General features: G+C 70.4%; 18 protein-coding genes, 1 tRNA gene and 1 riboswitch. Of the genes, 7 read left to right on the top strand and 12 right to left on the bottom strand.

From position 1 onward, the window contains the following. Nucleotides 1-122 precede the first annotated feature (122 nt). The gene (locus PV721_RS06600) at nt 123-503 is read left to right on the top strand and encodes a hypothetical protein (protein ID WP_319721907.1); all 381 of its coding nucleotides are present in this window, start codon (nt 123-125) and stop codon (nt 501-503) included. A gap of 348 nt (nt 504-851) precedes the next feature. Here PV721_RS06600 and PV721_RS06595 read toward each other — a convergent pair whose 3' ends face one another. Then, a complete protein-coding gene (locus PV721_RS06595; protein ID WP_319721906.1) occupies nt 852-2,234 on the bottom strand; it encodes a cystathionine beta-synthase in 1,383 nt (460 codons plus the stop codon). Between the two features lie 128 nt (nt 2,235-2,362). Between PV721_RS06595 and PV721_RS06590 the strand changes: the two genes are divergently transcribed. The 3 genes from PV721_RS06590 (at nt 2,363) to PV721_RS06580 (ending at nt 6,209) form a co-directional block, all read left to right on the top strand. Then, nucleotides 2,363-3,397 (top strand): SGNH/GDSL hydrolase family protein, encoded by a 1,035-nt coding sequence (locus tag PV721_RS06590; RefSeq protein ID WP_319721874.1) that lies wholly within the window; start codon nt 2,363-2,365, stop codon nt 3,395-3,397. Nucleotides 3,398-3,617: 220 nt separating this feature from the next. After that, the gene (locus PV721_RS06585) at nt 3,618-4,838 is read left to right on the top strand and encodes an acetyl-CoA C-acetyltransferase (RefSeq protein ID WP_319721873.1); all 1,221 of its coding nucleotides are present in this window, start codon (nt 3,618-3,620) and stop codon (nt 4,836-4,838) included. Between the two features lie 555 nt (nt 4,839-5,393). Then, a complete protein-coding gene (locus tag PV721_RS06580) occupies nt 5,394-6,209 on the top strand; it encodes a hypothetical protein (protein ID WP_319721905.1) in 816 nt (271 codons plus the stop codon). Here the strand turns inward: PV721_RS06580 and PV721_RS06575 are convergent. Continuing rightward, nucleotides 6,193-6,537: a hypothetical protein gene (locus PV721_RS06575; RefSeq protein ID WP_319721872.1), complete on the bottom strand. Its 345-nt coding sequence runs from the start codon at nt 6,535-6,537 to the stop codon at nt 6,193-6,195. The genes PV721_RS06580 and PV721_RS06575 overlap by 17 nt on opposite strands. Nucleotides 6,538-6,638: 101 nt before the next feature. On the opposite strand from PV721_RS06575, the gene PV721_RS06570 reads away from it, so the two are divergent. Beyond that, nucleotides 6,639-6,869 carry a DUF4287 domain-containing protein gene (locus tag PV721_RS06570; RefSeq protein WP_319721871.1) on the top strand — a complete coding sequence of 77 codons (231 nt, stop codon included), beginning with the start codon at nt 6,639-6,641 and terminating at the stop codon, nt 6,867-6,869. Between the two features lie 117 nt (nt 6,870-6,986). On the opposite strand, the gene PV721_RS06565 is transcribed toward PV721_RS06570, so the two are convergent. Both PV721_RS06565 and PV721_RS06560 read right to left on the bottom strand, forming a co-directional pair. Then, nucleotides 6,987-7,838: a Bax inhibitor-1/YccA family protein gene (locus PV721_RS06565; RefSeq protein WP_319721870.1), complete on the bottom strand. Its 852-nt coding sequence runs from the start codon at nt 7,836-7,838 to the stop codon at nt 6,987-6,989. A gap of 146 nt (nt 7,839-7,984) precedes the next feature. Continuing rightward, nucleotides 7,985-8,066: transfer RNA gene (locus PV721_RS06560), tRNA-Leu, on the bottom strand. Between the two features lie 411 nt (nt 8,067-8,477). Here PV721_RS06560 and PV721_RS06555 point away from each other — a divergent pair. Continuing rightward, nucleotides 8,478-9,242 carry an ABC transporter ATP-binding protein gene (locus PV721_RS06555; protein ID WP_319721904.1) on the top strand — a complete coding sequence of 255 codons (765 nt, stop codon included), beginning with the start codon at nt 8,478-8,480 and terminating at the stop codon, nt 9,240-9,242. Nucleotides 9,243-9,301: 59 nt separating this feature from the next. Continuing rightward, on the top strand, nt 9,302-11,854 hold the full coding sequence (locus PV721_RS06550; RefSeq protein ID WP_319721869.1) for an ABC transporter permease: 2,553 nt from the start codon (nt 9,302-9,304) through the stop codon (nt 11,852-11,854). Nucleotides 11,855-11,944: 90 nt separating this feature from the next. Here the strand turns inward: PV721_RS06550 and PV721_RS06545 are convergent, their stop codons facing one another. The 8 genes from PV721_RS06545 to PV721_RS06510 form a co-directional block, all read right to left on the bottom strand. Beyond that, nucleotides 11,945-13,327 (bottom strand): cyclopropane-fatty-acyl-phospholipid synthase family protein, encoded by a 1,383-nt coding sequence (locus tag PV721_RS06545; protein ID WP_319721868.1) that lies wholly within the window; start codon nt 13,325-13,327, stop codon nt 11,945-11,947. A gap of 145 nt (nt 13,328-13,472) precedes the next feature. Beyond that, nucleotides 13,473-14,849: an NAD(P)/FAD-dependent oxidoreductase gene (locus tag PV721_RS06540; RefSeq protein WP_037806875.1), complete on the bottom strand. Its 1,377-nt coding sequence runs from the start codon at nt 14,847-14,849 to the stop codon at nt 13,473-13,475. Nucleotides 14,850-15,239: 390 nt separating this feature from the next. Then, on the bottom strand, nt 15,240-16,181 hold the full coding sequence (locus PV721_RS06535) for a Ppx/GppA phosphatase family protein (RefSeq protein WP_319721867.1): 942 nt from the start codon (nt 16,179-16,181) through the stop codon (nt 15,240-15,242). Beyond that, complete coding sequence (locus PV721_RS06530) at nt 16,178-16,723, bottom strand: DUF501 domain-containing protein (protein WP_319721866.1); 546 nt, start codon at nt 16,721-16,723, stop codon at nt 16,178-16,180. The genes PV721_RS06535 and PV721_RS06530 overlap by 4 nt, the downstream gene beginning before the upstream one ends. A 47-nt stretch (nt 16,724-16,770) precedes the next feature. Then, nucleotides 16,771-17,259: an FtsB family cell division protein gene (locus PV721_RS06525; RefSeq protein WP_319721865.1), complete on the bottom strand. Its 489-nt coding sequence runs from the start codon at nt 17,257-17,259 to the stop codon at nt 16,771-16,773. Nucleotides 17,260-17,359: 100 nt separating this feature from the next. Beyond that, nucleotides 17,360-18,646, bottom strand: coding sequence for a phosphopyruvate hydratase (eno, locus tag PV721_RS06520; protein ID WP_319721864.1), 1,287 nt, complete (start codon nt 18,644-18,646; stop codon nt 17,360-17,362). 273 nt (nt 18,647-18,919) lie between these two features. Next, on the bottom strand, nt 18,920-19,621 hold the full coding sequence (locus tag PV721_RS06515) for a transglycosylase family protein (RefSeq protein WP_319721863.1): 702 nt from the start codon (nt 19,619-19,621) through the stop codon (nt 18,920-18,922). A 3-nt stretch (nt 19,622-19,624) separates the two neighbouring features. Next, nucleotides 19,625-19,797: riboswitch (cyclic di-AMP (ydaO/yuaA leader) on the bottom strand. 279 nt (nt 19,798-20,076) lie between these two features. Then, nucleotides 20,077-20,379 (bottom strand): LysM domain-containing protein (locus tag PV721_RS06510; RefSeq protein WP_319721862.1); only part of this gene is annotated, 303 nt, incomplete at its 5' end.

Genomic DNA, 20,379 nt, shown 5'->3' with positions numbered 1-20,379 from the left:
GTGAGTTATTCAGTCACGGAGCACTGTGCATGCGGTTATGCAGCGGGGCAAGCCGTGCCCGCGATCCGGATAGGGGGGCTATCCCCAGTGCCGGGGCCCGCGGCGCTTCCTACCGTGGGGGCATGGACGCCCACGCCCAAGAGCTGAAGAAGGAACTCGACGCCACGATGGACGCCCGGCGGGAGCTGGGTCCGGAGTACGAGGCCGCACTGGTGGACTCGTTCGTCGAGAAGGTCGACACCCAGGTCCGGCGGCGCCTCGCGGAGGAACGCCTGTCCGCGGCCCGCGGCGACACCCGCCCCTCCGCCTCGCCGGCGGACGGCAACTTCGGCGAACGCTTCGGCTTCGCGATCATCACCCTGGTGCTGGCGGTCCCGCTGTCGGCCATCGCCGCCGCGGAGGCGCACCTGAGCGGCCTCCTGGTCACCTGGGCCGGGATCGTGGGCGTGAACTTCATCCACGCCGGCAAGCGGTTCCGGCGCGGGTCCGGCGACCGGCCGTAGGTGTGGCGCGGGGGCGCAGCCCCCCGCGCCCGAGGCGCCGGCGGGGCCGGAAGAGTTGCGCGGGGACCGCCGCACCCTCGGTCGCCCGAGGGGCGGGACGACGGCGGTCCCCGCGAAGGACACGGCCGGGTCAGGGCCGTCCGCGTCCGTGGCGTCCGCGCGGTCCGGGAGCCGCTCCGGAGGTGCGCGTACGCCGTTCGGTGGTGCCGGCCGGGATCCGGTCTCCCGGGCTTCCCTGCCGACAACCACCACTGTGCCGGAGCCGTGTTAAGCCGGTGCTGCCGTCACGTGTCGTACCCGTACCGTTTGCGCGAAGGCCGCGCGCTGCCACGCGCGGCCCCGTACCGGCTACTTCGAGGACTTGGCGAGGAACGCCAGCAGGTCCTGACGGCTCACCACACCGGTGGGCTTGCCCTCGACCAGCACGATCGCCGCGTCGGCCTCACCGAGCACCGCCATCAGTTCGGACACCGGCTCGCCCGAGCCGACCTGCGGCAGCGGCGAGCTCATGTGCTTCTCCAGCGGGTCGGTCAGCGATGCCCGCTGCGCGAACAGCGCCGCCAGCAGCTCCTTCTCGACGACGGAGCCGATGACCTCGGCGGCCATCACGTCCGGGTGACCGGCGCCCGGCTTGACGATGGGCATCTGCGAGACGCCGTACTCCCGCAGGACCTCGATCGCCTGACCGACCGTCTCCTCGGGGTGCATGTGGACGAGGGAGGGGATGCCGCCCTCCTTGTCGTTCAGCACGTCGCCGATGCGGGCGGCCGGTCCGGCCTCCTCCAGGAAGCCGTGGCCCGCCATCCACTCGTCGCTGAAGATCTTGCTCATGTAGCCGCGGCCGCTGTCCGGCAGCAGGACGACGACCACGTCGTCCGGGCCGAGGCCCTCGGCGGCCTTCAGCGCGGCCACGACGGCCATGCCGCAGGAGCCGCCGACGAGGAGGCCCTCCTCCTTGGCGAGCCGGCGGGTCATCTGGAAGGAGTCCTTGTCGGACACCGCGATGATCTCGTCCGTCACGTTCGGGTCGTACGCGGTCGGCCAGAAGTCCTCGCCGACACCCTCGACGAGGTAGGGGCGGCCGGAGCCGCCGGAGTACACCGAGCCCTCGGGGTCGGCGCCGATGACCTTGACCTTCCCGCCGGACACCTCCTTGAGGTAGTTGCCCGTACCCGAGATCGTGCCGCCCGTGCCGACGCCGGCGACGAAGTGGGTGATCTTCCCGTCCGTCTGCTCCCACAGTTCGGGACCGGTGGTCTCGTAGTGCGAACGGGGGTTGTTCGGGTTGCTGTACTGGTCGGGCTTCCAGGCGCCGGGCTCGCGCGCGAGGCGGTCGGACACGTTGTAGTACGAGTCCGGGTGCTCGGGGTCGACGGCGGTCGGGCAGACCACGACCTCCGCGCCGTACGCGCGCATCACGTTGATCTTGTCCATGGACACCTTGTCAGGGCAGACGAAGATGCACTTGTAGCCCTTCTGCTGGGCCACGATGGCGAGTCCTACACCCGTGTTGCCGCTGGTCGGCTCCACGATGGTGCCACCGGGCTTGAGGGCTCCGCTCTGCTCGGCGGCCTCGATCATCCGTACGGCGATCCGGTCCTTCACGGATCCGCCGGGATTGAAGTACTCGACCTTCGCAAGGACGGTGGCCTGCAGGCCTTCGGTCACACGGTTGAGCTTCACCAGCGGGGTGTTGCCGACGAGGCTGATCATCGAGTCGTGGAATTGCACCATGTTCTCCAAGGAGGGGACTCCACGGGTTCTCCGGGAGGCACCGCCAGGGTATGCCGAAAGGGATTGGCCGACCGTGTGTACGGGGCAGGTAGGGGTCAATGAGGACCGAGGAGGTGGCCTGAAGGGTGTCCAGGGCGAGAACGGCCCGCCGGATCGCGGCGGGGGCAGCGTACGGCGGGGGCGGACTCGGACTGGTCGGGGCCGCCGCGGTGGGGCTGGTGCTGGCCGAGGTGCAGTTCGCGAAGCGGACGGTGGGCACCGGGCTGGGCGAGCCGCCGCGCGCCGACGGGCTCTACGGGAGCGAGTTCGGCGGCCCCGAACAGAGCCCGGGCCCGCTGCGCCTGGGCATGCTGGGCGATTCCACGGCCGCGGGACTCGGCGTACGGCGGGCCCGGCAGACTCCGGCCGCCCTGCTGGCGTCCGGGCTGGCGGCGGTGGCCGAGCGACCGGTGGAGCTGCGCAACGTGGCCCTGTCGGGGGCCATGTCGGACGACCTGGACCGGCAGGTGGGGCTGCTGCTGAACGACGCGGGACCCGCCCCGGACGTGTGCGTGATCATGATCGGCGCGAACGACGTGACGCGCCGGATGCCCCCGACCCAGTCCGTGCGCTGCCTGACCTCGGCCGTGCGGCGACTGCGGATGGCGGGGGCCGAGGTCGTCGTGGGCACCTGCCCGGACCTGGGCACGATCGAGCCGGTGTACCAGCCGCTGCGCTGGGTGGCCCGGCGCGTCTCGCGCCAGCTGGCCGCCGCTCAGACCATAGGAGTGGTCGCGCTGGGCGCCCGTACGGTCTCCATGGGTGACCTGCTGGGCCCGGAGTTCGCCGCGAACCCCCGCGAGATGTTCGGCCCGGACTCCTACCACCCGTCGGCGGAGGGGTACGCGACCGCGGCCATGGCCGTGCTGCCGACGCTGTGCGCGGCGCTCGGCCTGTGGCCGGAGTCGGACCGGCTGGACGTCTCCCGGGACGAGGACATGCTTCCGGTGGCGAAGGCCGCGTCCGCCGCCGCGGGCCAGGCGGGTACGGAGGTCACGGCCGCCCGCGGTCCGTGGGTCCTGCTCAAGCACCGCCGCCGGCGCCGGGTGCCGGGCGAGGACCCGTCCCCCGCGGCCGACCCCGGCACGGGTACCGCCGCCGGCGTCTCCGGGCCGGCCTGACGGCTGCGCCCGATACCGGCCCCCGCCGGCGTTTTGGGGCACGGGGTCCGGGGCAGGGCCCCAGCAGCGGCGCCGCACATACCGGCACGCAGGGCCCCGCCCGATGGACCGCAACGCCCGCGGGAGCGACCGGCATCACACCCCCAGAGCGGTGACCTCGACCGTACGGGGCGGTAACTTCGCATGCGGTCCCGCAACGACGCACCCCCTTGGAGTCCCGATGCCCGAAGCCGTCATCGTTTCCACCGCCCGCTCCCCGATCGGGCGCGCCGGCAAGGGCTCCCTGAAGGACGTCCGTCCGGACGACCTGACCGCGACGATCATCCAGGCCGCCCTCGCCAAGATCCCCGAGCTGGACCCGCGCCAGATCGACGACCTGATGCTCGGATGCGGCCTTCCCGGCGGAGAGCAGGGCCACAACCTGGCCCGCATCGTGGCCGTGCAGATGGGCATGGACTACCTGCCGGGCACCACGATCACCCGCTACTGCTCCTCCTCGCTCCAGACCTCCCGGATGGCGCTGCACGCCATCAAGGCCGGCGAGGGCGACGTCTTCATCTCCGCGGGCGTCGAGACGGTCTCCCGGTTCGCGAAGGGCTCCTCGGACGGCCTGCCGGACACGCACAACCCGCTCTTCGGCGACGCGGAGGCCCGTACGGCCGCCGTCGCGCAGAGCGAGGGCTCCTCCTGGCGCGACCCGCGCGAGGACGGCCTGATCCCGGACGCCTACATCTCGATGGGGCAGACCGCGGAGAACCTGGCCCGCCTCAAGGGCGTGACCCGCCAGGACATGGACGAGTTCGGCGTGCGCTCGCAGAACCTCGCCGAAGAGGCCATCAAGAACGGCTTCTGGGCCCGCGAGATCACCCCGGTCACCACCCCGGACGGCACGGTCGTCTCGACCGACGACGGTCCGCGCGCCGGCGTGACCCTGGAGGGTGTGCAGGGCCTCAAGCCCGTCTTCCGCCCCGACGGCCTGGTCACGGCCGCCAACTGCTGCCCGCTCAACGACGGCGCCGCCGCGCTGGTCATCATGAGCGACACCAAGGCCCGCGAGCTGGGTCTGACCCCGCTGGCCCGGATCGTCTCCACCGGCGTCACCGCCCTCTCCCCCGAGATCATGGGCCTGGGCCCGGTCGAGGCGTCGAAGCAGGCCCTGAAGCGGGCCGGCCTGACGGTTGGCGACATCGACCTCTTCGAGATCAACGAGGCCTTCGCGGCCCAGGTCGTCCCGTCGTACAGGGACCTGGAGATCCCCCTCGACAAGCTGAACGTCAACGGCGGGGCCATCGCCGTCGGTCACCCCTTCGGGATGACCGGTGCCCGCATCACCGGCACTCTGATCAACAGCCTGCAGTTCCACGACAAGCAGTTCGGCCTCGAGACGATGTGCGTCGGCGGCGGCCAGGGCATGGCCATGGTCATCGAGCGGCTGAGCTGAGCCGGAGCGGAGGGTAGGGGTCGCCCCGAGGAACGAGGGGCGGCACCTGCCCGCAGCGGTGGCGAAGCGGAACGCGACCGAAAAAGCGAGCGGCTGAGCTGAGCCGGAGCGGAGGGTAGGGGTCGCCCCGAGGAACGAGGGGCGGCACCTGCCCGCAGCGGTGGCGAAGCGGAACGCGACCGAAAAAGCGAGCGGCTGAGCTGAGACAGCTCAGGGGCGCCGAAGCCTCGTCCGCCCGTAGCCGAAAGTAGGCTTCCGGCTACTGGATCAAGGGCGGGGCCAGGCGCCGCAAGGATCCCGTTGGATCCCGCGGCCCGTACTGACACCGGATCTAATCCCGCCGCGGCCGACCTGTGACCGAATCTCCCCCAGGATGTGACCTATCTCCTGGGGGATTGGCATGTGTGCAGGTCAGCGACCGTACGGGAGGTGCGGGTGTGACCAAAGCCCTGTCCAATTCGTGACGTAATGCACTGCACGCCATTCCCAGGTCGGGACACTCTGATGTAGGAAGTCGGGGGATCGAATCACCTCAGGAGTTAGTCAGTGAGCGCCATGTCTCTTGCCCTGCTGCTGACCACTGCCGCTGCCGCGGCCGTGGGCGCTGCTGCGCTGCACGCCGTCCACGGTCTGCGCAAGCAGGTCACCGCCCTGCGCACTGAGCTGGCTGCGCCGGTCCACCACCGCGGTGCGACCGTCCCGCACGCCCGCAGCGCCGTGGAGTCCCCCGCCGCGGAGATACGAGCCGCCGTGGCCGAAGCCCTCGCAGAGGAGCGCGAGCGCGAGCTGGCCGAGGCCCGTGCCTTCTGGGCCGCGCAGGAGGCCCGTGACGCCGCCGACGCCCCGTCACTGCTGGGCGGCCTGACCGGGCTCGGCGAGGACAGCCCCGTCTTCCTGCCCCGGCAGGCCGACCTGGTGGGTCTGGAGCCCGTCCTGGGTGAGGACGCCCTCGACGAGCTTCCCGGCTACCCCGAGGATTCGGCCGAGCTGGCCGCCGCCCGCCGGCGCCACCCCTCGCACCCCGACTTCGTACCGGTCCAGGCCTCGCACCCCGGCGCCGACCACGAGCGCACCGTCAACCGCCTGGAGGAGCTCGCGGAGGCCCGTACGGCCCTCGCGGACGTCCGCCCCGGTCCGCTGGGCACGCTCGACGTGTACGTCTTCACCGACGGCACGACGCTGTGCATGACCCCCGGGCACCGGGAGACCGCGGAGCGCCTCGCCGAGGCCCTGCGTTCGGGCACCGCCCCGGTCCTGCTCGGCGGCTCGGGCATCTCCGGCGCCTACGCGCTGACCTTCTCCTGCGGTGACTCCGAGGACCCCGACAGCAACGTCTACATCCTCGCGGACCGCGTCATCGCATCGCTCTGATCTCCGCCTGCTCCACCAGCCCCACGGCCTCGTCCAGCATCTCGGACGGGGCCGTCGCGCTGTCCGGGCTGCCTGCGGCGGCGCGCAGCGCCTCGGCGAGGTCCAGGCCGGCCACCGCCACCTGGTCCCCGACGACGAAGATGCCCGCGTCCGGAAGCTCCCGCGCGGCCCGCCCGGGCGTCTCCAGCCGCTGCGCCCGTACGGACAGCTCGCGGGCCAGCTCCAGGGCCACGGCGGCGGCTCCCTGCTGCAGGCGGCTCTGCGGCGCGGCCCGCAGCCGGTCGGCGAAACGTTCCACGACGGCGGTCAGGGGCGAAGTATCAAGCACCCGGCCGACCTTACGCGCCGCCCGGGCACCATTGCCAACGGGCGAACTCTCCGGCACGGTGGCGTGAAGAGAACAGCACGGCGATACCTCCGGAGGCGCCCATGTCCGTAGAGTTCTCCGAGCAGACGCACCGCAACATGATCGACAGAATCCCCCAGACCACCGGTCGTGAGGTCTCCGACTGGCTCCGCGCCGTCGACGAAGGCCCCTCACTCGTCCGGTTCGAGGAGAAGGTCAGCTGGCTGCGCGGCGCGCACGAGCTGTCGTACGGCCAGGCCAAGGCGATCATCCACGAGTACGACCTGCGCAGAGCAGCGCGCCGGTTCGGCTGAACCACTCCCCCGACCCCCGTGCCCCCTAGACGCGGGAAGGCCCCGCGAGCCGTGGCTCGCGGGGCCTTCCCCGTGCTGTGCGTACCGCGCGCAGGCCGTGGCGGCCTGCGGGTCCTGCTAGTCGTCGCCCGAGAGGATCGAGAAGATGCGCAGCATCTCCACGTAGATCCAGACCAGGGTCATGGTGAGGGCGAAGGCCGCCAGCCAGGCCTCCTCGCGCGGGGCACCGTAGGTGATGCCGTCCTCGACCTGCTTGAAGTCGAGGGCGAGGAAGCAGGCGCCGAGGATGACACCGATGGCGCCGAACAGGAGGCCGAGGCCGCCGCTGCGGAAGCCGAGGCCGTCACCGCCGCCGAACACCGCGAAGAGCATGTTCGTGAGCATCAGGAGGACGAAGCCCAGGGCTGCCGCCATCACGAAGCCGTAGAAGCGGCGGGTGACGCGGATCCAGCCCATCTTGTACCCGAGGAGCACGGCGGCGAAGACGCACATCGTGCCCATCACGGCCTGCATGACCACGCCGGGGCCGAGATAGGTGCTGACGGCCGCGCTGATGACCCCGAGGAAGACGCCCTCGAAGGCCGCGTAGGCCAGGATCAGGCCCGGGGAGGGCTTGCGCTTGAACGACTGGATCATCGCGAAGACGAACGCGACCAGCATGGCGCCGATGGCGATGCCGTACGACTTGTTGATGTTGGCGGCATCGACGGGCAGGAACACCCAGGACAGGGTTGCCGTCACGATGAGCGTGCCGAGCGTCATGGCCGTACGGCTCACGACGTCGTCCATGGTCATCGCGTTGGCGCGCGCCGGCGCCTGCGGCATACCCGTGGCCGGGTCGGTCGCGTACGGGTTCGTCGCGTACGGGTTGGTCCCGGCCTGCTGGTGCTGCGGCGCGTCAAAGCCCGCGTAGCCACCGTTGTCGCGGCTGAACCCCCGTCGCGAGAAGACCGGGTTGCTGCTCCTCATCTCACTCCTCCGTGGCCGCCGAGCGCGGCCTTGCAACAAGAGTAATGCGCTCGCAAAGAAAGCACCCTACTGCTGGAGGAGGATCTTAGGAGAAGGCAGCGCGAAGCGCAGGGGATAAAGGAGCGAGCCTCGCGAGAACTGCGGAGTGCCCGGAGCCGGACTTGAACCGGCACGGCCCGAAGGCCAGCGAGGTTTAAGCTCGCCGTGTCTGCATTCCACCATCCGGGCAGGGCGTGGCGGCCCCCGTGGAAAAAGCCTTCAACGCTGATCCGAGCCTATCGGGAACGCCGTCGCCGCCGACCGGCCGTCAATCCGATGTTGTCTGATTTTATTGGCGCTTGAGGGATCGTCAGGCCCGAGAATGCACGGTCGGCCCGTTCTGGGCGCCGATCACCACGTGTACGGGATTGACGGGATTTCGATGGCCCGCGCCACCCCGCGCGCCACCCTTCCCGCCACCCCGGGACACCGCCCCTCCGATCAGGGCGCCTGTCATACCAGAGGAGGAGGCGCACGCGCCCTCCGTCAGACTCCAGTGGGCCGGGAAACAAGCTCGGCGGCTGATCCGGAGCGGGGGTACCCGCGGCAAGGATGGAATCGTCCCCGCACCGCAGATCGAGGAGCCGTCCTGTGACCACCATGAACTACGCCCCGCACACCGCCCAGGCCGTGGCGGCCCGCGCCACCGGCCTCTCCAAGGTGTACGGCCAGGGCGAGACCCAGGTGGTCGCCCTGGACGACGTCTCCGTGGACTTCGCGCAGGGACAGTTCACCGCGATCATGGGCCCCTCCGGCTCCGGCAAGTCCACGCTGATGCACTGCGTCGCCGGCCTGGACACCTTCTCCGCCGGCTCCGTCCGGATCGGCGACACCGAGCTGGGCACCCTCAAGGACAAGCAGCTCACCCAGCTGCGCCGGGACAAGATCGGCTTCATCTTCCAGGCCTTCAACCTGCTGCCGACCCTGACGGCCCTGGAGAACATCACGCTCCCCATGGACATCGCCGGCCGCAAGGCCGACAAGCAGTGGCTGGACAGCGTGATCAGCATGGTCGGCCTCTCCGAGCGCCTCTCCCACCGCCCCACCCAGCTCTCCGGCGGCCAGCAGCAGCGCGTGGCGGTCGCCCGCGCCCTGGCCTCCCGCCCCGAGATCATCTTCGGTGACGAGCCCACCGGAAACCTCGACTCCCGCTCCGGCGCCGAGGTCCTCGGCTTCCTGCGCAACTCGGTGCGCGAGCTCGGCCAGACCGTCGTGATGGTCACCCACGACCCGGTCGCCGCCTCGTACGCGGACCGCGTCATCTTCCTCGCCGACGGCCGGATCGTCGACGAGATGTACGGGCCCACCGCCGACGGCGTGCTCGACCGCATGAAGGCCTTCGACGCCAAGGGCCGCACCAGCTGACCCGGGATCTCCCTCCCCGGCCCTCCTCCAGACTTCCAGCCCCAGGACTGAGATCCCCCATGTTCCGTACCGCCCTGCGCAACGTCCTCGCGCACAAGGCCAGGCTGCTGATGACGGTGCTCGCCGTCACCCTCGGCGTCGCCTTCGTCTCCGGCACCCTCGTCTTCACCGACACCCTCAAGAAGTCCCTCTCCGGTCAGAGCGCCAAGGACTACGAGGGCGTCGCCGTCTCCGTCACCTCGTACGGCCAGGGCCGCGACGAGAACGGACAGAAGGAGGGCGAGCCCGGACTCAGCCAGCAGACCCTCGACAAGGTCAAGGCGCTCCCGGGCGTCGACTCCGTCTCCGGCCGCGTCTCCGGCTTCGCCGGCGTGGGTGACGAGAACGGCAAGCTGATCGGCTCCGGCTGGTCCAACAAGGGGGGCAACTACACCCCCGTCGAGGACGGCAAGGACCCGCGCTACGCCTTCGTACAGGGCGCGGGCCCGGCCAGGACCGACGAGGTCGCCCTCGACAAGGCCACGGCCGACGCGGGCAACTACCAGGTCGGCGACAAGGTCCGCGTCGCCACCAACGGCCCGGTCAAGGAGTACTCCCTCGCCGGCGTCTTCACGACGGAGGACGGCGCCGTCCAGGCCGGCGGCAGCCTGGTGCTCTTCGACACCAAGGTCGCCCAGGAGCTCTACCTCAAGCCCGGCTACTTCCAGGAGCTGTCGGTCGGCGCCACGAAGGGCACCTCCGCCGACAAGCTGCTCGCCGACATCAAGCCGCTGATCGACAGCAAGCACACCAAGGCGCAGACCGGCGCGGCGCTCGCGAAGGAGCAGGCCAAGCAGATCGAGAAGGGCCTCGGCCAGATGGGCACCATGCTGCTCGTCTTCGCCGGCATCTCGCTCTTCGTCGGCATCTTCCTGATCTACAACACCTTCACCATGCTGGTAACCCAGCGCACCAAGGAGCTGGCCCTGCTGCGCGCCGTCGGCGCCAACCGCGGTCAGGTCATGCGCTCGGTGCTCGCCGAGGCCCTGGTCGTCGGCTTCGTGTCCGCCGCCATCGGCCTGATCAGCGGTGTCGGCCTGGCGGTCGCCATGCGCTCCGTGATCGGTTCCTTCGGCGCCAAGCTGCCGGGCGGCGACCTCGTGATCGCCCCGGGCACCGTCATCGCGGCCCTGGTCATCGGCGTCCTCGTCACCACCCTCGCCGCCCTGCTGCCGGCCTGGCGCACCGGCCGGATCGCCCCGGTCGCCGCCATGGGCAGCGCCCACCTGCCGGCCACCGCGAAGTCCCTGGTCGTGCGCAACGTCCTCGGCTCGATCATCAGCGTCCTCGGCATCGGCCTCGTCCTCATGGGCGTGTCCTCGGGCGGCGACACCGGCCGCATGACCATCGGCGCGGGCGCCTTCTTCATGCTCATCGGCATGATCGTGATGCTGCCGCTGCTCTCCAAGCCGGTCATCGGGGCCGTCCGCCCGCTGCTGCAGAAGGTGTTCGGGGTCCCCGGCAAGCTGGCCTCCCAGAACGCCGTCCGCAACCCGCGCCGCACCGCCGTCACCGCCGCCTCCCTGGCGATCGGCCTGACCCTGGTCACGACCCTGTCGGTGCTCGGCATCACGGTGGGCAAGGTCGTCGACCGCATGAGCACCGAGAAGCTCAAGGCGGACTACCGGGTCTCCATGGCCGGCGACATCGGCGGCCTCGACAAGTCGGTGGCCGAGACCCTGGCCAAGGCCCCCGGCATCAAGGCCGTCTCCCCGCAGACCGCCGGCTACTTCATGGTCGGCGAGAGCTACCGGTCGGCCTCCGGCGTCAACCCCGCCACCATCGGCCAGCTGCTCAACGTGGAGGTCCTCAGCGGTTCGCTCGACAGCCTCGGCAAGGGCGAGCTCGCGGTCGCCGAGAAGACGGCCAAGGACCAGAAGCTCGGCGTCGGCTCCACGCTCCAGGTGCAGTACGAGGACGGGGAGAAGGGCTCCCTGAAGGTCGGCGCGGTCTACAAGGACATGGAGGGCCTGCTCTCCCCGTACGTCATCGACGACAAGGTCCTCAGCCCGCACAGCGAAGAACCGTTCATCCGCGAGGTGTACGTCAACGTCGACGGCGGGGCGTCCAAGGCCGGCCAGCAGAAGGTCGTCGACGCCCTGGGCAAGAACCCGGCGATCACCGTCGCCACCCAGCAGGACATGCGCAACGAGATGGGCGGCCTCATCAACACGATGCTGAACGTCATGTATGGCCTGCTCGGCATGGCGCTGATCATCTCGGTGCTCGGTGTCGTCAACACCCTGGCGATGTCCGTCTTCGAACGGACCCAGGAGATCGGCATGCTGCGGGCGATCGGCCTCGACCGCAGCCGGGTCAAGAACATGATCCGTCTGGAGGCCGTGGTGATCTCGCTCTTCGGAGCGGTCCTGGGCGTCGTCATCGGCGTCTTCCTCGCCTGGGCGGTCGGCTCCACGCTGGCGAAGGCCATGCCCAGCTACGAGCTGGTCCTCCCGTGGGACCGGATCGGCATCTTCCTCCTGCTGGCCGCCGTGGTCGGCGTACTGGCCGCCATGTGGCCGGCCCGCAGCGCCGCCCGCCTGAACATGCTGACGGCCATCAAGACCGAGTAGCGGGACGGGACGGCGAAGGACAGGGCCCCGGGGCATCGAGCCCCGGGGCCTGTCCCTTTGTGCACATACGTTTCCGCTACGCCGTTTCCGCTACGCCCCCCAGGTGCGCAGCCGCAGCGGCAGCCCTGAGCTGCCGGTGGCCGGGGTCTTCACGGCGAGCACCTGGTTGACCCCGAGCCGGCCGTGCTCGAAGCCGAGCGCGCAGGCCGCCATGTAGAGCTGCCAGACCCGGGCCCGGCCCGGCGAGGTGAGCCGTACCGCCTCGTCCCAGTGCTTCTCCAGCCGCGCCACCCAGGCCCGCAGGGTCAGCGCGTAGTGCTCGCGCAGCGCCTCCACGTCGCGGACCTCGAAGCCGGCCCGTTCCAGCTCGCCCACGGTGGTGCCGAGCGGGGAGAGCTCGCCGTCGGGGAAGACGTAGGCGTCGATGAACGCGTCGATCCGGTGCGCCTCTTCGTCGGGCTCCGGCGGGCGGGCGATCTGGTGGTTCAGCAGCCGCCCGCCGGGTCGCAGCAGGGCGTGCAGGGTGCGGGCGTACTCCCGGTAGCGGTCGGCCCCCACGTGCTCGGCCATCCCGATGGAGGAAATCGCGTCGTACGGGCCGTCCTTGACGTCCCGGTAGTCCTGGATGCGCAGCTCGACGAGATCGGCCAGGCCCTCCTCGGCGACCCGCTTGCGACCGTAGGCGGCCTGCTCCCGCGAGAGCGTGACGCCGGTGACCCGGACCCCGTACTCGCGGGCGGCGTGCAGCGCCATCGAGCCCCACCCGCAGCCGACGTCGAGGAGGCGGTCGCCGGGCTGCAGGGCGAGCTTGCGGCAGACCAGGTCGAGCTTGTCCCGCTGGGCCTCCTCCAGGGTGGAGCCGGGGTTCCAGTAGGCGCAGGAGTACACCATCGAGGGGCCGAGCACCCGCTCGTAGAAGTCGTTGCCGACGTCGTAGTGGTGGCTGATGGCCTGGCGGTCGCGGCCCTCGCTGTGGCGCGGCCCGCCGCGCCGGGCCGCCTCCTCGGCGGGGGGTGCGGGCGGCGGCAAGGGTCCGGCGAGCGCGATCAGTTCCCGTATGGCGGCCCGCTGCGCCGGGTCCCGGAGCAGCCGGGCGGCTTCCGGCACGGCGAACGGAAGGCCCGGTCCGACGCGCCGCGCGAGGGCCTCCAGGGCCGCGAGCGGCCCGCTGCGGCCCGCGGGGGGCGGCGCCCCGTCCTGCTGGGGCCGTTCCCACAGGACGCCCGCCACGTGGTCCAGCAGGGCGAACAGGTCGCCCTCGACGGTCAGCTCCCCCGCCACCCACGCGCGGGCCAGGCCCAGTTCGCCGGGCTTCCACAGCACCCGCCGCACGGCACGGCGGTCGTGGATGACGAGCACGGGGCCGGTGGGCGGGCCGGCCTCGCTGCCGTCCCAGGCCCGGAGGCGCACCGGCAGCGGGGCACCCAGCAGAGTCTCGGCAACAGCGGCCAGCCGCGGCGCGGCGTCGGTCATGGCGCACCTCCACAAAAGCTCCGACCCCTGCATCTACCCATCCCGGGGCCCGGGTACGCCGAAGGGGCCGCCCGCACCACGGATGGCGGGCGGCCCCTTCGGGGACGTGCAGGTACTGCTCAGGATCCTGCCGGCCGGCGCCGGGTCAGGAAGCCTTGGCCTTCTGGGCCGTGGCGGCCGGAGCCGGGGCGGGCTTGGCGGCCTCGTAGAACTCCTCGCGGGGGGTCTCGAGAGCACCCAGCGAGACGACCTCGCGCTTGAGGAACATGCCGAGGGTCCAGTCGGCGAAGACGCGGATCTTGCGGTTCCAGGTCGGCATGGCCATGCCGTGGTAGCCACGGTGCATGTACCAGGCGAGCCGGCCCTTGAGCTTGATCTTCATCTTGCCCATGACGATCATCGCGACGCCCTTGTGGAGGCCGAGGCCCGCCACCGCACCCTTGTTGGAGTGCGAGTACTCGGCCTGCGGGAAGCCCCGCATGCCCGAGATGACGTTGTCGCCGAGGACCTTGGCCTGGCGCAGCGCGTGCTGGGCGTTCGGCGGGCACCAGGCGTTCTCGACGCCGGCCTTGCGGGCGGCGACGTCCGGAACCTGGGCGTTGTCGCCGGCGGTCCAGATGTAGTCCGTGCCCGTGACCTGGAGGGTCGGCTGGGCGTCCACGTGGCCGCGGGGGCCCAGCGGAAGGCCGTAGCGGGCCAGCACCGGGTTGGGCTTGACGCCGGCGGTCCACACGATGGTGTTGGAGTCGACCTCGAGGCCGTTCTTCAGCACCACGTGGCCGTCCACGCAGGAGTCCATGGAGGTGTTGAGGTAGATCTCGATGCCGCGGGACTCGAGGTGCTCCTTGCCCCAGGTGCCGAGCTTGGGCCCGACCTCGGGAAGGATCTTGTCGGCCGCGTCGACCAGGATGAAGCGCATGTCCTCGCGCTTGATCGTGGAGTAGTACTTCGCGGCGTCGCGGGCCATGTCCTCGACCTCGCCTATGGTCTCCGCACCGGCGAAGCCGCCGCCGACGAAGACGAAGGTGAGGGCCTTGCGGCGGACGTTCTCGTCCGTCGTGGACTCGGCCTTGTCGAGCTGCTCGAGGACGTGGTTGCGCAGGCCGATGCCCTCTTCGACGCCCTTCATACCGATGCCCTGTTCGGCGAGGCCGGGGATCGGGAAGGTGCGGGAGACGGCGCCGAGCGCGATCACCAGGTAGTCGAAGGGAAGCTCGTACGCCTCGCCGACCAGCGGCGTGACGACGGCGACCTTGCGGTCCTGGTCGATGCTGGTGACCCGGCCGGTGAGAACCTCTGCCTTGGGCAGCACGCGTCGCAGCGGGACGACGACGTGCCGAGGCGAGATGCTGCCTGCGGCCACTTCAGGGAGGAAGGGCTGGTAGGTCATGTACGAGCGCGGGTCGACGACCGTGACGGTCGCCTCGCCGTAACGCATCTTCTTCATGATGCGCTTGGCTGCGTACAGGCCTACGTACCCACCTCCTACAACGAGGATCCTGGGACGCTCCGTGGTGCTCATGGAACGAGTATCCAGCACCCAAAGGGGTGCCGCTCGTGAGCCCCTTCACAAGGAGTCGGAGGGCCTCTGCTACACTCCGCCGCCCACGTGACGGACGTCATGGCGCGCAAGGGGAACCACGGTGTAACGGGAGTCGTTGTTCACCCGTCCTGAACTGGCCTCCAAGGCTTCAACCGGACTGGACCACAGGGGTTCGTCGGTACCTCTGACACGGAACCCGCGGCCTCCGCCGATCGCACGAACACGCGCAAAAAAGGGCCTGCGGGCCTCCGGAAGGACCCAAACGGCCCCTCCATCGACCCCGCGGGCCCCTTTTCCTTGTGAAGAACTTCACGAAGTTGATGTGGATCACGGGTCCGAAGACCCCTCAACCGCTGGTTCGAAGGTCGTTCAGGCGATGGACCAGGCGATTCCGTCGAGGATGTCGTGCTCGGACACGATGACCTCGGTGGCGCCGATCCTCTCCATGATCGCCAGGAGCACCAGGACGCCGGCGCCGATCACGTCCACCCGGCCCGGATGCATCACGGGGATCGCCGCGCGCTCTGCGTGCGTCGCCGTCAGCATCCGCTCGCCGACCTCGCGAACCTGCTCGTAGGAGATCCGCGAGTGGTGGATCTCCGAGGAGAGGTACTCCGGCAGGCCGAGGACGATCCCGGCGGCCGTGGTCACCGAGCCGGCCAGGCCCACCAGCGTGCGCGCCTCGGCCAGCGGGACCGACTCGGCCGCCAGGTCGAGGGCGGCCTCGATGTCGGCCCGCATGGCGGCGATCTGTTCCGGGGCCGGCGGGTCGGTGACGACCCCGTCCACCACCAGGTGGCGTTCGGTCATCCGGACGCAGCCCACGTCCACCGAGCGGGCGGCGCGCACGTGGTCCTCGCCGACCACGAACTCGGTCGAGCCGCCGCCGATGTCCACCACCAGGAACGGCCGTTCCAGGTGATCGTGCGCCACGAGTTCCCTGGTGGCGCCGGTGAAGGAGAACTCGGCCTCCTGGTCGCCGGAGATCACCTCGGGCTCGACGCCCAGGATGTCCAGGACTCCCTGGACGAACTCGTCGCGGTTCTCGGCGTCCCGGGAGGCGGAGGTGGCCACGAAACGCACCCGCTCCGCGCCGAGTTCCTCGATGACCGCCGCGTACTCGCGGCAGGCCGCGAAGGTGCGTTCCAGCGCCTCCGGGGCGAGGCGCCCGGTCCGGTCCACGCCCTGGCCGAGGCGGACGATGGTCATCCGCCGGTCCAGCTCGGCCAGCTCACCGGTGGCCGGGTCGCAGTCCGCGACGAGGAGCCGGATGGAGTTCGTACCGCAGTCGATGCCGGCGACCCGGGTCACCGGGATTCCTCTTCCTTCTTCTTATCACCGCACGGGGTGACGCACGCGCCCTTGGCCCACCACTCCGGCAGCATCGCCAGAGCCTCGTCGCCGAACGGGTTCACGCCCGGGCCCGCGGCCAGGGAGTGGCCGACCAGCACGTGCAGGCACTTCACCCGGTCCGGCATCCCGCCGGCGCTCGGGAAGCCCTGGAGCACCTCGATGGCGTCCCGGCGCCGGATGTAGTCCTCGTGCGCGGCCTGGTAGGCGGCCGCGAGTTCCGGGTCCTCGGCGAGCCGGGCCTGCATCTCCTTCATCACGCCGTTGGCCTCCAGCGTGCCGATCGCGGAGGCCGCGCGCGGGCACGTCAGGTAGTACAGCGTCGGGAAGGGGGTGCCGTCGGGGAGCCGCGGGGCGGTCTCCACCACGTCCGGCTGCCCGCAGGGGCAGCGGTGCGCGATGGCGCGCAGCCCGCGCGGCGGGCGGCCGAGCTGCTGCTCGAACGCCTCGATGTCCGCGTCGGTCGGCTCGGTCCGGTCGGTCTGGGGCGGGGGCGTCTGCATGCCTGGAGGGAGTCTCTTCGTTCGGTTCTATGACGGATGGAACTGGTTCAGTCGCCGGGGCGGTCGGCCTTGTCGACGCCGTCCCAGACGTTCGAGTACCAGGGCCGGTCGGAGCCGGCCTGGCCGGTCCGGTGCGGTTCCGGGGGCTGGGCCCCGGGGTCGCTCATGATGTAGCCGATCTCGCCCGGGCGCAGGAAGTGCAGGTGCCTGCGCGCCTGCTGCTCGGCGTAGGCGTCGTCCTGCCAGCGGGCCTTCTCGTCGCGCAGCCGCTCCAGGCGGTCCCGCGCGGCGGCGGCCGCCCGCTGCTGCTCCGCGATCTCCGTGCGCTGGGAGACGTACTGGCGCATCGGATACGCGAGGGCGACGACCAGGGTACAGAGGACGAGCACCAGGAGAGCGGCCCGGCCGGTGAGCCGGCTGCGGCGGACCTGCCGGCGCGACTGCGAGCGGTAGACGTGGGCGGCGGTCCGCTCACCGAGCTGCTTGAGCCTGGTCGCGGTGGAGAAGGTGGAGAACCGATCCCGGTTCCCGGCCATTGGTCCGCCTCCCCTGTGTACGCACTACGCAAATACGTCCCCGCACACGGTACGGGACCGAGTGCGGGGACGTACGGAGGCCAGCCCCTCAGGGGGGTGATTAGCCCTTGAAGCGCGGGAACGCGCTGCGGCCCGCGTACACCGCGGCGTCGTCGAGGATCTCCTCGATGCGCAGCAGCTGGTTGTACTTGGCGACGCGGTCCGAGCGGGCCGGGGCGCCGGTCTTGATCTGACCGCAGTTCACGGCGACGGCGAGGTCGGCGATGGTGACGTCCTCGGTCTCACCGGAGCGGTGGGACATCATGCACTTGAAGCCGTTGCGCTGGGCCATCTCGACGGCGTCCAGCGTCTCGGTCAGCGAACCGATCTGGTTCACCTTGACGAGCAGGGCGTTCGCGGAGCCCTCCTCGATACCGCGGGCCAGACGCTCGGGGTTGGTGACGAAGAGGTCGTCGCCGACGATCTGGACCTTGGCGCCGAGGCGGTCGGTGATGGTCTTCCAGCCGGCCCAGTCGTCCTCGAACAGCGGGTCCTCGATGGAGACCAGCGGGTACGCCTCGACGAGCTCGGCGTAGTAGTCGGTCATCTCGGCGGCCGAGCGGGACTGGCCCTCGAACTCGTACTTGCCGTCCTTGTAGAACTCGGACGCGGCGACGTCGAGCGCGAGCGCGATGTCCTTGCCCGGGGTGTAGCCGGCCTGCTTGATGGCCTCGATGATGAGGTCGAGCGCGGCGCGGTTGGACTCCAGGTTCGGCGCGAAGCCGCCCTCGTCGCCCAGGCCGGTGGAGAGGCCCTTGGTGTGCAGGACCTTCTTGAGGGTGTGGTAGACCTCGGCACCCCAACGCAGCGCCTCGGAGAAGGACTCCGCGCCGATGGGGGCGATCATGAACTCCTGGATGTCCACGTTGGAGTCGGCGTGCGACCCACCGTTGAGGATGTTCATCATCGGAACGGGCAGCAGGTGCGCGTTCGGACCGCCGAGGTAGCGGAAGAGCGGAAGGTCCGAGGCCTCGGACGCGGCGTGCGCGACGGCGAGGGAGACGCCGAGGATGGCGTTGGCGCCGAGCGAGCCCTTGTTGTCGGTGGCATCCAGGTCGAACATGGCCTGGTCGATCAGGCGCTGCTCGGTGGCGTCGTAGCCGACGAGCTCCGGTCCGATCTGCTCGATGACGGCGAGGACGGCCTTCTCGACACCCTTGCCGAAGTATCGGTTGGGGTCACCGTCACGGAGCTCGATGGCCTCGAATGCACCGGTGGAGGCGCCGGACGGAACTGCAGCACGGCCGGTGCTGCCATCGTCGAGGCCCACCTCGACCTCGACCGTGGGGTTGCCTCGGGAGTCCAGGATTTCCCGGGCTACGACGACGTCGATGGACGGCACGAGCATCTCCTTCTGGGATGTGACGCTGGGTGTGCGGTGGCGTGTCAGGCCGTGGGACGGCCTTGCCGCTTAGAGCCTAACCGGCCCGGAGCACTCGACCGCCCGACCGCCCGACCCCTGGGACGAAAAAGGGACCGAATACCCCTCTTCCGGGACATAGGTCTCTCGATATCGCCCGTCACCCGGTACGCACACCGCCGCCCGGCGCGTGGGGGGAGACGCGCCGGGCGGCGGGCATGCTGTGCGTTGCGTACGCTCCTGCGGCTATTGCCGCAGTGTTCAGCTGAGCTTCAGCTTCTGACCCGGGAAGATCAGGTCGGCGTCCGAGACGATGTCCTTGTTCAGCTCGAAGAGCTTCTCCCAGCCGCCCTTGACGCCGTTGGCCTCGGCGATGGTGCCCAGGGTGTCGCCCGGCTTGACCTCGTACGAGCCGTTGCCGGTCTTCGGGGCCTCGGGGGCGGCGGGGCGCTCGGAGCGGGTGGTGGGGGCCTCGGAGCGCTTGGTCTCCTTCTTCGGCGCGGCCTTCGGGGCGACCTTCTGCTCGGTCTTCTTCGAGTCGGCCTTCGGCTTGTTCTGCGTCGAGCTCTCCGTGCCGCCACCGGCGTAGGAGGAGTTCGACAGACCCTTGCCGCAGTGCGGCCAGGCGCCCTTGCCCTGGCCCTTGAGGACCTTCTCGGCGACGGCTATCTGCTGGGCCTTCGTGGCCTGGTTGGCCTGCGGGGCGTACGACTTGCCGCCGTAACCGGCCCACGTGGAGGACGAGAACTGCAGTCCGCCGTAGTAGCCGTTGCCCGTGTTGATGGACCAGTTGCCACCGGACTCGCACTGCGCGACCTTGTCCCACTCGGACGCGGTGGCGGCACTGGCGGTGCCCGCGGCCATCAGGGGGGCGGCGACGGCCACACCGGCGACACCGGCGAGCGTGACGATGCGGACGGCCTTGGAGCCGCGACGGTGCTTGCCCTTGCCGGAAAGCAGCATGGATTTTCTCCTCACCGACGCCTGCGAGGTGAGCTGTCGGGTTCGGGCGAGTGAGTTGCCCGGCCGTGCGACCTAGCGCACGTCTTAACCCCTAGCCGGTGGCGTGACCGTCTCTCAACGGCCGCTCCCGGCGCCTACCTTGGTTCCCCCGCTCCTGCCTTCGGCGCTTGACGCGACGACTGTTCCCCCCGTCCGCCGGCAGGATTCGGCGATGCGGTCGAAGGAGCCCGCGGTGGCGGGCGATTCAGAAGGTAGACAGGTCTCTCCCCGATGTTCAACGAGGAACATCGGGGAGAGGGGGCCCCTACTTGCGCTCCGCTCAGGGGTGTTTGCGCAGGTGAGGGCGGGGTTTGCGGAAGCCCCGAGGCGGGACACGCCAGTTGACCGGAAGAGACACATGTCTCACTTACAGATAAGCGACAATCAGGTCTTTCCGGATGGCCGAAGTGTCCTTATTACGTGGCTAGATCCAGGTTCTGCCCGGGCTTGATCAGGTTGGCGTCCTCGCCGATGACCTGCTCGTTGGCCTCGTAGAGCCCGTTCCAGCCGCCCTTGACTCCCTTGGCAACCGCGATGGCCGCCAGGCTGTCGCCCTCCTGCACCGTGTACGTGGGCTTCGACGCGGCGTCAGACGGGACCGGGGCCTCGGCCGCGGGGGCGCCGCGGTGCTTGCCGCTGCCTTCGCCCGGAGTGGCCCCCGGAGTGGCGCCCGGGGTCGCCGGCGCGGTCGGGGCGGCCGGGTCCACCGGGGTCGCACC

The organism is Streptomyces sp. MB09-01, assembly GCF_033794505.1.
Lineage (GTDB): Bacteria > Actinomycetota > Actinomycetes > Streptomycetales > Streptomycetaceae > Streptomyces.
Note: the sequence above shows the minus strand (reverse complement) of the source record. Positions and strands in the feature narration are given on the sequence as shown.

Coding starts and splice junctions, on each gene's coding strand:
- PV721_RS06600 (WP_319721907.1), top strand. CDS start 123: ATGGACGCCCACGCCCAAGAGCTGAAGAAGGAACTCGACGCCACGATG.
- PV721_RS06540 (WP_037806875.1), bottom strand. CDS start 14,849: ATGAGCACCACGGAGCGTCCCAGGATCCTCGTTGTAGGAGGTGGGTAC.
- PV721_RS06550 (WP_319721869.1), top strand. CDS start 9,302: ATGTTCCGTACCGCCCTGCGCAACGTCCTCGCGCACAAGGCCAGGCTG.
- PV721_RS06545 (WP_319721868.1), bottom strand. CDS start 13,327: ATGACCGACGCCGCGCCGCGGCTGGCCGCTGTTGCCGAGACTCTGCTG.
- PV721_RS06525 (WP_319721865.1), bottom strand. CDS start 17,259: ATGGCCGGGAACCGGGATCGGTTCTCCACCTTCTCCACCGCGACCAGG.
- PV721_RS06585 (WP_319721873.1), top strand. CDS start 3,618: ATGCCCGAAGCCGTCATCGTTTCCACCGCCCGCTCCCCGATCGGGCGC.
- PV721_RS06580 (WP_319721905.1), top strand. CDS start 5,394: ATGTCTCTTGCCCTGCTGCTGACCACTGCCGCTGCCGCGGCCGTGGGC.
- PV721_RS06555 (WP_319721904.1), top strand. CDS start 8,478: ATGAACTACGCCCCGCACACCGCCCAGGCCGTGGCGGCCCGCGCCACC.
- PV721_RS06570 (WP_319721871.1), top strand. CDS start 6,639: ATGTCCGTAGAGTTCTCCGAGCAGACGCACCGCAACATGATCGACAGA.
- PV721_RS06565 (WP_319721870.1), bottom strand. CDS start 7,838: ATGAGGAGCAGCAACCCGGTCTTCTCGCGACGGGGGTTCAGCCGCGAC.
- PV721_RS06515 (WP_319721863.1), bottom strand. CDS start 19,621: ATGCTGCTTTCCGGCAAGGGCAAGCACCGTCGCGGCTCCAAGGCCGTC.
- eno (WP_319721864.1), bottom strand. CDS start 18,646: ATGCTCGTGCCGTCCATCGACGTCGTCGTAGCCCGGGAAATCCTGGAC.
- PV721_RS06530 (WP_319721866.1), bottom strand. CDS start 16,723: ATGCAGACGCCCCCGCCCCAGACCGACCGGACCGAGCCGACCGACGCG.